General features: G+C 69.7%; 1 protein-coding gene (only partly in view). It reads right to left on the bottom strand.

The window, feature by feature from the left end; genetic code table 11:
• On the bottom strand, positions 1 to 14854 hold the 5' portion of the coding sequence (locus IU476_RS25795; protein ID WP_195104256.1) for a PfkB family carbohydrate kinase. 16085 nt of this gene lie to the left of the window's left edge; only the first 14854 of its 30939 coding nucleotides appear in the window; its start codon is at positions 14852 to 14854; its stop codon lies beyond the left edge, outside the window.

Genomic DNA, 14854 nt, shown 5'->3' with positions numbered 1-14854 from the left:
CCTCGATCAGGTTGTTGGCCTCCAGATACGGCCGCAGATCGGTATCGGAGTCCAGGAAATTCGCGATCGCTTCCTCCAGGAACAGCTCCTGGTGCCGGAAGACGTTGGCTTCCAGCCAATCACCGACCTCCCGGTTGAACCCGCCTGCCGCTTCGACCCGACGCTCCAACTCGCCGCGCACGATATCGGCGAAGATTTCGCTCCACTGGTAGGTGAAGTAGGTACCCGGGTAATCCAGGACGAACATGTGACCGAAAGTTTGGAGCGGACCTACGTCGATCAGCCCGGGCAGGTTGAGTCCGGCGGCGGCCAGCACGGCAGTCTCGAACTCTCGCACCGCCGTTCGCAGATCCGCGCCCGACGGCAGCCGGTTCGGTGCGAGCCGGTGCCAAGCCAGATCCAGCAGCGCGAGCGCGATCTGTGCGGCCAGTTCGAATCCGCGATAGTCCCGCGTCGACTGCCATATCTTCGCCATCATGTCGGCGGGCATCGGCTCGCCGGTGTCGTACCGGAACGCGTAGTCGGAAAGGCACAACTCCGCGAAGACCTCGGCCAGCATTCCGGGCCCTTCCGCCCAGGTCCGCGGAATGCGGCGGCCCGATACCTCGTGGCCACCTTCACCCAGTATGTCGTTCACGGCGTGCCCGAATTCGTGGAATACGGACAGCACCTGCAACCAGGTGAGGAAGGTCGGCGCGTTCTCGCCGCCCGGTTTCGCGATATTCGTGAAGACCATGGACACCGGGAGGCGCCCGAGGGGCTCGAATTTGTCGATGAGCGGATAGGTGATGCCGCCGCCTTGCTTTCCCGGCCGCTGGTACGGGTCGTAGTACACGAGGCCGACCGGCTCGTTGTCCGCGTTCACGACGTCGAAGGCACGGATGTCGGGGTGGTAGGCCGGTAGGTCGTCGCGTTCGCGGAAGGTCAAGCCGAAGAGTCGCTCGTAGAGCCGGAAGACGCCTTTGGTGAGGACCTGCTCGAGTTCCAGGTACCGGCCGACGGCCCGGTCGTCGTTTCCGGACCTTCTCTCCATGACGACTTCGCGCCCGTAACGAACATCCCACGGCTCCACCTGATTGCGGCCGAGGGCCACCGCGGCCTCCCGCGCTTCCCTGCGAACTTTCGAGACGACGTACGGTGTCAGTCTCTCCAGGACCGCGCCGGCAGTCTCCGGATCGACCGGTTCCTGGCCTGCTACGAACGCCGCGTGATGCGGAAATCCCAGCAGCGCGGCGCGTTCGGCGCGCAACGCGACGATCTCCGTCACGATATGCGTGTTGTCGTATTCTCCGCCGCGACAGAGGTCTGTCGACGCTTCGTACACCCGCTGACGAACGGAGCCGTCGCGCAACCGTGTCAGCCACGGCTGAAAACTGCCGGTCATCAGGTTCTCGAGCCGCAGCAGGTAGCCGCCCGCGCCGTCGGCGACTATTCCCGGATCACCGACGGAAACCCCGTCGAGTTCGCTCTCCGTGACCGGCACGGCGGCCGCCGCGAGCGCTGCGGCCTTGTTCTCCTGGAAGCGAGTCTTCAGTTCCTCGACTCTGGCGTCGATGCGAGCGATCCTCGCTCTGCCTGCCTCCGGAAGATCCATGCCGACGGCCTGGAATTCGCGGTACACCCGCTCCAGCAACGCGCGCCGCCGCGGATCCGAGACCGCGGTTTCGCGGCGCTCGTACATGTCCTTGATCCAGGCGCCCAGTGCCGGGTCGGTCTGAATCCGCTGCCGGGCCTCGGCCACGATCCCGGAAATCCGCGTCCAAGCGTCACGGATGCCGGGATGTCCGTCGGGATCCGAGACGTTGAGAACACGCGCCGTCAACACCACGGGGCGGACCTCGGAGCCGGCCGTGAGATAGCGGTCGAATATCTCGTCGAAGGACCAGCGATCGGTGTCCGCGATCATTTCCCGCACCACGGCCATCTCCGCCAGCCACAGTTCGACCGCGTGCTCCGCGGCCGGAACGATGTGGTCGACCTCGACGCGATCCAACCGCGGCGAATCCCACGGACCCTCGCGATGCAGTAGAGGGTTGAGGTCGGCGCTGTAGCTGTCGATTAGCCGATCCAGTTGAATACATTCGGCGAGAACGTTTGTCATCGCCGAGGTTTCGAGGAATTCGACTACGGCGGCGGCCAGCCGCGCGGTCTCGGGACCGGCGACGGCGGACAATTCTCTGAGTTCGGCGCACGGGTCGTCGGCGGCGGGAGGCGGTGCGACCGGTCTCGGCGCGCCGGTGAGCTCGATCAGCCGGGTGCTGACAGCGGCACGACGCGCGGGCAGCGCGGCGGCCGGAGCGGTGTCGCCCTCGATGGCTCGGGCGGTCGCCTCCTGCGTGTCCTTCTCCAGACGCGCCGCGTCGGCGAGCCATGCCCGCAGAGCCGCCGGATCGGCCGCGGCTCGCATCCGTCCCGCGTCGTCGAGCGCGCGCAGATGGCCCTGCATCCGTGCGACCGGCTCCGCGAGATATTCGCGGTCCGCCAGCTCCGACGGGTCGACCGCGAGCAGACCGGCCAACGTCTCGCGCGCACGCCCCGCCCGCTGCCGGGCCGCGTCGAGCGCCGTGGGGTCGGGTTCGAACGACGCCATTCCCAGTCGCGCTGTCACGGCGCGCAACCGATCGACTGCCACCGTCCGCTGCTGCCGAGCCTCGTCGAGATTTCGTGCGGCGAGGTCCCGCTCGCCGCCCGGTTCGCCCTCGGGCGGCCCCCGCTCGGGCGGACGCCCGCGCAGTGGGCGGATCGGGAATTCGCGGCCCCGGCGACCGGTGGGCTCCTGATCGGGCAGCAGCGGAAGTTCCGGTGTCCCATCGGCTTTGAACCCCACGCCGTGGAATGTGGCTCCCTCGCCCACGGTCCGGGTCAGTTCGGCCGCCCAGGCGTCCACCGCCTCCTCGCCACGCACGATCCGGGTCGAGGTGTGCACTACGCCGCCGACATCGAGGCGCGCGACCTGCTCCACGACCACAGTCAAACCCGCTTCGCGCCACACCGCGAACGCGTGCGCGCCGAGTACACCGAAATCCACCGCACCCAAAAGGGTTCCGCCGGTCCGGCGCACGTGCGCAATGATCGCTGCCGCGTCGCGGAACCCTTTCGGATGCCAGTTCGCGTGCGTCCAGCGAGAGATGTCCCTGCCGTCGAATCCGGCGGTGGGAACGACGCCGTCCAGGACTTCCCCGGGAATATCGAACCGCAGTCGCGGGCCGGGGGCGTGCATCGCGGCGAGGGCGGCCACCGGGAAACACGCGCCCGGTACCGTCGACAGCTGGTGCGCGGCAGCGCCGTCCCACGTGGCGTTCTCGCGCAGGAAGTCACCGATACTGCGGATCAGCGCGTCCGGGGTGACGGCGGACAGGCCGGGGAAGTGCCGGGCGAGCACATCGCCGAGCTCGGAGCCACCGCCCGGTGCGAGACGCCACATGCCGTCCTCGTGCTCGAGCAGTACCCGCGTCGTCATCGTGTCGCCGAGATCCGCTTCTGCGGAAACGATATTCGGCCGCCCCGACAGCTCGGGCGGCCCGGGCAGGGGTGGGACCTGCCGGGTCCACAACCGGTGCAGCACGTGCGCCGGGTGCGTCCGCTCGATCGCGGGCTCGGCCCGGACCATCTGGTGGCCCAGCCAGGCCAGCCGTTCCGGGTCGCCGAGCGGGTCCTCGACCGCCAGCAGCCCGAGCCAGCGGTCGAAGCCCAGCACCACCGCACCGGCCGCCCGATAACTCAGGTAATGGTCGAGCAGTTGCGCCCGAATCTCGGGGCCGGACTGCCGGCGGCGATGGCCCTCCGCCTCGTCGGCCCGCACCGTGCGGACCTCGAGGCGACCCGCCGCACCCGCGGTGACCTCCAGATAGCGCTTCTCGAGTCCGTCGCGCCACAGGGCGTCGGCGAACTCCGGGCGCTCGGCCGCCAGTCGCAACAGACTCACCAGATGGCCGGCCCGCGGTGCCGCGACCACCAGCAGACCGCCCGCGCCGTCGGGCACGTATCCGATTCCCTCGCCGACCTTTTGCCCCGTGCCACGCAGGCCCAGATCGGCCGTCACCACCCGGTCGGTCAGGAAGCTGTCGCGACGGCGCTGGGCCTCGGACAACTCGCCCGCCGCGCCCGCATGGCGGGATCGCAGCTCGGCATACTCGCGCAAATCGGCTTCACGGCGCAGTATTTCGTCTCGCCGCGCGGCGAACTCGTTGTCGGGCAAGAAAACAGATTCCACCTCCGCGGGACCGACCCCGAGGTCGTCGGCCAGCCTCTCGCGCGCGTTGCGCACCGTTTCCCACAGCGCCGCAATGGAATCAGAATCCAGAGCATCGTGCTGGGAAACGCCCAGCCGGACGGCCATCGCCGCACTCGCCCGACGCCGAGCGTCCACCTCGTCCGCGGCGGCATCGGCGGCGCGGACGAGATCGTCGTATCGACGAATCTCCTCGGGGGACAAGGTGATATCGAGGTCGATGGGTGCGCGAACGGTCGAGTCGCGGCCCGCGTCGCGCACCTGCGCGGCCACCCGCCACATCACCGACGGCAGGTCGGGTTCGACGACCGGCTCGAGCGCGCCCTCGCGTGCGGCCGTCGGCACGGCGTACCAGCCGTCCTCGCGTTGCGTCACATTGACCGTGAACGCCTGGGAACGTGTCGTCGCGGAGACCTCCCAGTAGTGACGCGGCGGGACCACGGCACTCACCCGCGTCGTCGCGGGCACCTCGCCCGCGGCCGCCGCCTCCTCGATCCGCCGCAGCAACCGGTCGGGATCGCGGTCCGACATGCCCTGCAACCACCGGTTCAGCACATCGCCCGCGTCGCCGTGCCCGCGCGGCGGCGCGACGCGCCAGAGCAGTCCGTCGGCGACCAGCTCGACCACCGGCGCCAGCGCGCCGAGATCGATCTCGGCGCGCAGCACGACGCGTCCCGGCCCGCCCGGATCCGGCTCGGCGGGCAGCGGGATCTGCCGCGTGACCGCCCGGATCAGCACCGCCAACGGGTGCGGAAGGTCCGCGTGCAGTTCAGGTTTCGACTCGGCCGCCGCATAGGCGAACGCCTGCAGCGTGCCGTCACGCTTGAGTCGACCGGCGACCACCGGTGCGCGGGTGGCACGCGATCTGCGAGCGTCCTTCCGCCCGTAGAAGACCTGCTTGCCCAGCTCGCCCAGCCAGTCCCGGAAGGACGCGGTGATCAGGCCGACCCGGCGGAAACGCAGATACTCGTCGAGCAGGATGCCCTCGAGTTCGGCGTCCGTCGCCTCGCGGAACCGGCCTTCGGCGGTGCGAGCCGAGATGGTCGCCGCGACCGGGCCGTCGGGGCCGGGCCGCACCTCCACATACTGCCGGTCGAAACTCGGATGCCACCGCGCCGCAACGAATCTCGCGTCCTTGGTCACCACGTCCAGCAGCACTCGGCGGTGCATGCCCGCGGGCGCGGCGACGACGAGCTGTCCGCCCTCGCCCGCCGGCAGGAACGCGACACAGTCGGTGATCCGCTCACCCTCGACACCCGCGAGCCGCCAGGTCTCGAGCTGCCGTTCGACGGCCGCGCGGGCCGCGGCCCATTCCTCCTCCGGGACGCGGTCTCGCGATGGCTCGGCGGACGCGTCCGGCGTCGGCTCAGCGGACGGCCCGGAGCGCGGAACGCCCTCCGGCACAGCATGTTCGGCTGCGGGCTGTACCTCGCGAAGGTAAACCCGCCCCGCCTCGTCGACCGTCACCTCGGTGTAATGGAAGCGCACGTCTCGCTCCGACAACTCGGCACGCTCGTCGGGCGGGATTCTGTCCAGGGCTTGTTCCAGCGCCCCCGCCGCCCCGGCGACGTAGACCTCGGTCGGGGCGCCCTCCGCTTCGACCACCATCACCTGAGATGTCAGCCAGCGCGCGCCCGCGGTGAACAGAATTTCGTGCGAGAGCACGAGCTGTGCGATCTCCGCGGACGCCTCTGCCCGCGTGCGACGCTCGACGGCGAGCACGTGATCGAGCAGCGCGAGGTCGCGACGAACGATGTCACCGGAGGCAACGACACGCGCCGCCGCGATCCGCTCGCCTTCGACCTCTGGCGGGTGTGGTCCCGCGGCACGGAAATCGTCGGCCCACTCGATGAGTTCGTCCACCGCGCGGCGCAGTCCGCGCGGACTCGACTGCTCCGGGTTGTCCACACCGAGCCGCCGGGCCCGCCGGACCGCCACCTCGAACAGGCGGCGCCGCACGCGGGATACCGCCGCGATCCGCTCGCCCCACTCACGCGGCTCGGTAACGCCTTCCAGCCGAAACTCCCGCGGATCGGCCACCGGCACCCAGCGCTGTCGGTCTTGCTCCGCCGGCTCGGCTCCGGCGACGGACGTTTCACGAACGACGCCCAACGACCGGAGGCCGGCGTCGATTCGTACCTCCAGCCGCTCGCATTCGTCGGCATATTCCAGCGCCTGCCGAATCCGGCGGAACCGCGCGGCACGCTCGGCGATATCGGCCGGTGCCGCTGTCCCCTTCTTCCTGACGATGCCCGGCGAAGCTTGCTGTCGCACGGCGTCATCGTCGGTTTCCACGCGCCGCGCGAGTTCGAGTGTGACTTCGGCATCCGAGTCCAGCAATCCGGCTCGGCGCAGATCCCGAGTGAGGTCGTACCGCAGCTTCCGGAGTTCGGATCGCAACTCCTCGACCGAATAATCCTGATTCATGCCGCTGAGCTCCGACCAGAGGTCACGGAGGCCGCGGACCCGGGCCAGCGTATCGATGTCGTGCGACAGGGTTTCCGCCGCATGCGTGCCCGGCGCCTCGTTGTTCGGCGGGACCGGAATCACCTCGAGTTCGCGCTCCATCTCGTCGATCGCGGCCAGCACACGCCGTTCGTTGTCCAGGCGGGACGGGATATCGACCACTCGGGCGAGTTCAAGGTATTCGGTCACCGTCTCGATCAGGTGGCCCGATTCCGACGATCGGCCGAGCGCCTCGCCCAGCGCACGCCATTCGGGCATCGCATCGGCGATCCAGGCGTGCTCGGTGTTCTCCTCGATGACCGGACCCGGCAGATCGAGCACATCGGCAAGACTCAATGCTTCGAACGAGTCGACAACCGCGCGCATCAGCCACCCGGGCAGGCGCGATAGTCCACCGTCGGAGGCGTTCCGGAGGAGTCGCTGCAAATGCCCGGGTCTCAGGTCTCGAAGACCCTGCTGGAAGAAAGCGACGGCCCGATGCACCGACTGCGGTCCACCGCGATGCCGGCTCAGGTAACCGGAAAGCCGCTCGAGGCTGTCGGGCTGATCCCAATGCCCATGCCCCCTCGGATCGGGACTTCGGCGCCACGCCGCCAGCAGCGCTTCCGCCAATTCGCTCGTCTTCGATTCCAACTCCCACAGCCAGTGGTCGAGATAGTCCGAATTCGGGAGCAGTCGGTCGACCTGCGCTCCCTGTCTCCGCGCCGCGTAATCCAATTCGGCCGACAGTTTCTCCACCCGCTCCTCGGCGGCACGCCGGGCCGCGTCCAGCGCCCGCCGTGCCGCGATATTGCCGCGTCGCGTCCGGGTATCGGCCAAGCGATTCGCGTACACCAGCGCCGCCATGGGGTCACCGGCCGCCATATCGCTTTCCAACCTGGCGAGATCGGCGTCCCGGGCAGCGTCGGCTGTGCTGTCCGGACGGTCGGCGCGCACCGTCGTGGCACGCGGTACCTTCCGTTCTCGGTGACGCTGAGCCCGCCGCCGCATGATCTCGGTGTGCTCCGCGATCTCCTCCTCGGCGCGGCGCGGCGTCCAACTCCCGGACAGCAGCTTCTCGCCGATGAGCCGCGACCGTTTGGAATGCTCCAGGCGCAGCTCCACTTCCTCCTCTTTCTCCAAACTCCACCCGATCGGGTACCGATATCCCAGGTACGGGTGCACGAATGTGGCGTTGGAGCGGTAGAAAGCTCCCAAGGCCTGGGACAGGCTGAGATCTGCGGGCTCACCGTTGTCCATGATCGGGCGCAGGTCGCGATTCTCGTGCAGAAACTGCGCGGCCTCCGCCAGGGACGTGATGCGAGCCGATGTCTGGATCAGTGCACGGCTGTAGATCTGGGCATAGAACTTGGCCGTACGGCGGGAGGCGAGGTCTTCGGGCGCCAACGAGCTCGCTACGGCCAAAGCGTCGTACTCGGACAAATGCTGCAGATCTATGCCGCATACGGCGCGCACCACCGGATTCGGATGGAATCGCCCTCGCTGCTCCCCGGTAGCTTGATCGAACGCGGTGTTCTCGACGGCCTCGAACAGCAATTGCGCTTCGTCCCGTGCCTCCGGCGCTAGTGCGAGCGCCCGCTGCCGCAGGATCGTCGCCGACACCAGTTCGTCGTATGCCTCCGGTCGGTCCGACATCCGGCCGCCGCCGAACTTCAGGTCGCTGTTGGCATCAGCCGCCATGGCGAGAAGACGGTCCAGAGCGCCGGCCCGGATATTCTCCATGTGATCTTGCAGCCGCCGCAGGTCGTCTACGAGTCCGAACCCGTTGTGATACGACGCCGGAACAAGGAATTCGGGCCGCTCCCACTCGCCGACGATCTGCAGGATCGCACCGACCTCCGGGTCGCCGTACATCGCGTTCACCGCGTACATCCCGTCGGCGGCGAGCCGCACCGCCACCGGCGCGTACGGATGTTCGAGGACCCATTCGGGCAGTGTCGCTCGAACTTTCCGTATCTGGCGGCCGAGCACGAATTCCGGCAAGGGAATTCGCTCCCGATCGAGTAGCACCGACCGGATCCGGTCCAGGTCGCGGAAATCCTTCGGCAGGCCTCGCCGCCATTTCGCCGCGGTGATGTCGGACAGTCCCGCGACTTGTATGCCGCTTTCGGTTCGCCACGCGCGCGCGACCAAGTCCTCGTGGGAGACGCCGCTGCGCCCGACGGAGGCCTCGATCTCACCGTTGGTGAGCACAACGAAGCCATCCGAGAATCGCTGTTCCGACCACCCCTGCGCACGGAGGTGCCGAAACCCCTCTTCCGACACCGAGACGTCCGTGTCGTTCGGCAGGCGCATCACACCGGGGAACACGACAGACATCGCTGTACTGCCCACAACGACAACCTCTTTCGAGAGTCTGCCGAGGGCGGCGAGAGTCGCCTCGAGCGGGCGCGGCGGCTCGTGCGCGGTGGCGGACGGCGGCGGCGTGTCGTCGCGCTCGTCGGTGCCCGCCATCGCGAGCAATGGGGTGCGCCCTCGCACAACGCTTCCCGGCTCGCGCGCGGGTCTGCGCACCACGTTGCCGGATGCGTCGAGCACGACCAGAAACTTGCGCACACCCGACGGCTGCTTCGCGGGTTCGAACACCTGCTTCGCGCCGTCGTTCTTCTCCGGGTCGCGTATCTTGACCACGCCGGGCTGCGCACGGTCGTGAAACACCAACTGGGCGTGACCATGACCGGCGACCGCCCGCGCCGGATCGCTCTCGGTGGTGATGACCGCGGCCGCGCCCGGCGCCATCCCGGCCAACTCTTCGCCGAGTTCCTGCCAGCTCGCGAACGGCCGGAATCTGCCACCCAGCACCGACTCCACCTGTGCGACAGTGGTTCCGCCGAGGTCGGCACTCGGTGTCAACGGTGTGTCCGCGAGCTTCCGCGCCACGGCCGCGCTGCCGTTCTCCTCGAGCAGGTACCCCGTGACCACCGGTGCGCAGTCGATCGGCGTCGGAGGGCGCGGCACATCAGGCGCCCCGGGTGCCGTCACACCGCGGGATCGCGGATCGTCCGACCCGTCATTCGCCCTCTGCCATTGGCCCACCGGCAGGCAGCGCAGGGGTGGCGGTGGGCCTGTGTAGCGGCTCGACATGCCCGGCGCACGGACACGGGCAGGGGTCGCTCGGAGCGCTTGCCAGCGTCGGCTCAGCTCACCCGAATCCATCCGGATCAACCGTTGCAGCCAATTGCGTTCCGGGCCTGCGCTTGTGGTGCCGCCGACCATCGCGCGCGCGTGGATTCGCTCGAAGGCCGCCGCTGTGTCCAGCAGCTCGGAGAGGAGCAGGCATCGGTGCGCGATCGCGTCGAGGCGCTCGGTATCCGGTTCGTCCGCCGTGGATTCCGACAGGAGTTGCTCGATGCGCCCGGGACTCAGTTCTACGGGATCCACGGCGAGCAGGTCGGCCAATTCCGCTGTCGCGGTGTCGAGTTCGGTGTGCAGTCGCTCGGTTTCGGCGGATCCGGGACGCAGTGCCCAGTAATCGAACTCCAGGCCGTGTTCCCGTGCCAGCTCCCACGCCAGGGCCGCCCGCGCCATGCCCAACCGGATCCATTCGGCCCGTAGCGGCGAACCGAGCCAGCCGGACCCGCCCAGCTCCAGCTTGCGTCTCCCGGTTGTGGGCGCGGTCTCCGCCGGACGCGGGTCCTCGGCGGGTCGGCTCTGCGCCGGTGCCTCCTCGGACGGTGCGGGCGACAAGATTTCGAACTGCGCATCGCTCGCCAGGAAGCGGTCCAGTGCCTCGACCAGCCGACCGACGGGTGACTCGGGGTATTCCCCGGCAAGCTGCCGCAAGTACGAGAATCGCTGCCCGGTGGGCGGAGCCGTCCCCTCCGGGCCGTAGTCGTTCTCGCGCAACCACTCCAGCACAGCGGCCGTTCCTCGGCGCGGGTCCCCTTGGTCGCGAAGTTCTCGCCCGATCACCTCGCCCAAGTCCGCCAGCAGCGCGGACCGCAGGTCGGGCGTCAGCACACCCCACCCCTGGTTGCCCAGCGCCGCCAACGCGGCCTCCACCCGGTCGACCGCCGCCGTCAGCAACCGCCATCCCGAGACCCGCAGCTCAGGCGGCGTCATCCCCAACAACTCCGCCACAGCCGCGGTCGCCTCGGCATACTCCTGCCGCGCCACCGCCGGATCCTCCTGTGCCGCTACGCCGCCGGATGCGCCCGGGTCGACCGGTGCCGTGCGGGTGGAGGACTCAGGTGCCGTGTGGGCGGAGGACTCAGATGCCGTGCGGTGAGAGGTCCCTGTCTCGTCGGAGGGCAATGCCTCGGCAGAGGGCGAGCCGGGCGCGGCGGAATCCGATGTCGCACCGGCTGTGGTAGATTCCGCGTTCGGAATCGAATTCATCTGCGGTGCAGCGGCGTTCGGGGTGTCATTGTCATCCGCCGCAGTGGCAGCACCCAGCATCGCGGCACCAGGTATCAGCGGCCGTTGGTCGGCCGCCGACGGGCGGCCGTTGTTCGCTTGCCGCACAGGTGCATCGGCAGGATCAACCGGGTGAGCCGCAGCAGTCGCGGTTCCCGGCGCGGACGAATTCCGCGCGACCTCCGGTCCTGCCGTTTCCACAGAAGTATCCGCAGCGGTCGCGGTCGGTCCGGTCGAAGTATCCGCAGCAGCCTCGGCCGGTCCAGCAGAAGCATCCGCAGCAGCCTCGGCCGATCCGGCAGAAGCATCCGCAACAGCCTCGGCCGGTCCGGTAGAAGTATCCGCAGCGGTCGCGGCCGGCCCGGCAGAAGCATCCGCAGCAGCCTCAGCCGGCCCAGTAGAAGTATCCGCAGCGGCCTCGGCCGGCCCGGTATGCGGAGCGGGCGCGGACTCGCCCGACAACGGTGTGCCCCGGGACGATTCACCCGCCCGCTGGGTCTCGTCGACCTCCCGCCGATACGATTCCCGAGCGTCGGCCAGCGCGGCTTCCTTCACCGGATCGACAGGTGCCGACTGGGCAGCTGCCTCCTGTTCGAGAACCTGCACCGAACCGCGATTCGACCTACCGGCGGGCGAGGATTCCGGCGCGGAGGTGGAGTCGGGGGCCGAATATCGCCCTGTGCCATCGTTCTTCGCTCCCCCCGCCGCAGTCTGCTCGCCAGAACTCCCCGCAGACGCATCCGCCGACGGCCGCAGCCCCGCTGCCGCCAACGCATCACGCGCCGCAGGGGTGAGCGTGGTACCGCCACCCTCGCCCTCCGGAGGATGCACGCGGTCCGCATTCCCCGGCCCTCGGGTGCCGCCGATTTCGCGTCCAGGAGCCGTCTGGTCTGGAACGGGGCTCGTACCATCGCCTTTCCCGCCACCGCCGGCCGCCGCCTCGGGCGGTGCCGAAGGTCGCAGACCCGCCGCAGCCAATGCCTCCGCCGCCGCAGGCGTCAGGGCGGATGAGCCGCCGTGGCCCGCTCCCGGGAGGGACGGCCGTAAACCCGCCGCCGCCAACGCATCCACCGCTGCGGGTGACAGGGCGGACATATCCCCGTGTGCCGAGTGCGACGAAGCTGGGAGGGGCAGGCCCGCCGCCGCCAGCGCCCGCGCAGCCTCGGGTGTCAGGGCCGTGCCGTCTGTCGCTGCCGTTTCCGCCAACTCGAGTTCGTACAAGTGCTGTGCGCGGCGCAGTGTCGGGCTCACCGGGGCGGATGCCTCGCCCGCATCCAACCGCAGCAGCGTGTTCGGGGACGACAGCATGCGGTCGAGGGTGGCGTGCGCGTCGGTCCACCGCTCCAGAGCGGCCGTGTCCCCTCCGACCCACTCCCGCAACCTGCCCAGCAACTCTCCCGGAACCGCCTGCGCCGCAGGCAATTCATCGCCACCGACGAGCGCACGACCACTGCTCTTGTCGGCTTCGACGGCGCGGCGCACCTCATCCCCGATCAGCTTGCCCGCATGCGGCCGCGCCTGCGCACCCAACTCGGGCGACCCTTCCACACGCCCGACCCAATGCTCCACCGCCGCCCGCAACTGCGACGGCGTCATCGAATGGAATTCGGTATCCGACAAACCCAGCCACTCCGCCAGCGCGGCCCCCGACCGCACCGACTCCCGTTGCAGCACTGCAAAATCCGCAGCCCGCGCCCGCGCAACCGCCTCCGCCCCCTCCTTGACCCCCAACTCCTGAACCGACCGCTCCAGCGCATCCGAATCCATCTTCGCCGCACGAGCCTCACCCTCCGACCGAAGGCCGACCCCGTCCGACGCCACAACACCGGTTCGCTCACCGACCACCACGCCATCCCTCGCCCCGGTCCCCACGGAGCGACCCTCGCCCGCATCCCCACCTACGGCACGCCCCGCGTACTCGTCTGCACTCCCCGAGCCATCCCCCCTATGACCTGCACCCACGGCGCGGCTCGCGTTCTCACCTGCGCCGGTGGGGTTTTCCGCCTGCTGCCCCGCGTTCGCCGAGCCATCCGCACTCTCACCTGCACCCGCGGAGAGACCCGCACGCTCCTCGGCACCCGCGGCACGGCCCGCATTCTCGCCCACGTTCGCAGCACGATCCGGGCCTTGACCTGTCCCCACGGCGCGGCTCGCGTTTTCGCCAGCAGCCGTGGCACTTTGGGGTGCGGTGTCCGTCGCATGGCGATCGAGGACGCCGACCTCCGCGTCGGCGGCCCCGTACCTTTCGAACGCGTCCAGCACACGAATCACGTGCTCCGCCTGGTGCGCCTCAGCGATCCGCCGCACCGCCGACCACTGCGCCGGGCCACCGTCAGGCGCGGGCTCCGCGAGACCCTTCTGCCGCAGCCATTCGTGCACCGACGCCGAATCCTGTTCGCCCACCGCGATGGCGCGGGCGCGGGCCGCCACTCGCTGGTTCAGTTCGCCGAGCACGCCGTCGCGAATCGCGGGATCCAATCGGGACCAGCCTTCGTGACCGAGGGAGCGCAGCCACGAATCCACCTCTCCGACAGCTTTTTCCAGAGCGGGCCGTCCGCAGGAGCGCAGTTCCTCCGGCGTCATGTCCAGCGCGTGCGCCAACTCGGCTCGCGCCGCGTCCCGGTCCGCGATCCGCCGAGCCAGCTCGGCCGCGTCGGCGCGGGGCGCACTCGCGGTGTCACCGACAGAGGCCCTGTTCTCGGTTCCGGCGTCCGCCCGGGTCTCGGCGAGTTCCTGTTCCCGCAAACCGTGCATCCGCCGGTACTCCGCCGCTTCCGCCCCGGCGCGCGCACCGTACTCTCGCACTTCCTGGGTGAGGCGATCCGTCGCGAGCCCGTCGGGAATCGTCCCCTCGGCAAGATCGCGCGATACACCTTCGGCGAAATCGGGCGGCGCGCCCTCGGCGTGCGTCCGCGCCTGGGCGTGCGCCGCGGCCATACCCACCGCCGCCCCACTCGCCAGCGCCGACAAGGTCACCTCGAACCGCCCGCTCATCCCGGCGGCCGCCGCCGCGCCACCGATGACACCCGACACCCCCGCCGTGGCGGCCACCACCGCGCGTCCCAGCAGCGCCGAACTCGCTTGCGGCACAATCGCATGCGCGACGCGCCCGCCCACCACGCCGCCGATGCCCGCGCCGGCGCCCGCCACCGCCGACGTCGCGACCGAATGCCAATCCACCTGCTCGCGGTGCCCGTCCAGAAGCCCGAGCATCTGCCCCACCTGCACACCGAGGTCGACGCCGCCGGTCAGCGCCGCGAACCCGCCGACCTGCAAGGTCAGCAGGCCCACGCGCTCGGCCACCGCGGCGGCACCCGCACCCGCCCGCTCGGCAACGAATGCCGCGAAGCGGGACAGATGCACGGACCGCGCCTTCGACAGCACCTGCATCGCCCGCAACGGATGCCAACCCCCGGCCAGCAACAGCTGATACACCGTCATCAGGCCGAAGGCGTACATGGTGTACACCTCTTTGTCGGTGTCGGCGGTGCTGCTGTCGGTGTAGTCGGCCATGTGCGCGCAGTATTGGCCGCAGCCCGCGGTGCCGGTGCGCAATGACGCCGCGACACCGGCGATCCGGCTGCCGAGCGCCTCGCGCGCGGCCTCCGGCAGTGCGGCGATCTCCTCCTGGAGCCGCTGTGTCAGCCGCTCCAATTCCGCACTGGCCGCGCGCCATTCGGCACTCGTCCTACGCCCGGCATCGGTGTCCATGCGCGGCACCTCACCGCCGAACACCACCGCCTGCACCGGCGCCGGAAGCTCGGACAGCAGCTGCAACGCCGCGCTCACCACGGCCCCCAC

Source organism: Nocardia blacklockiae (genome assembly GCF_015477355.1).
GTDB lineage: Bacteria > Actinomycetota > Actinomycetes > Mycobacteriales > Mycobacteriaceae > Nocardia > Nocardia blacklockiae.
The sequence above is the reverse complement of the archived record's forward strand: the minus strand, read 5'-3'. Positions and strand labels throughout refer to the sequence as shown.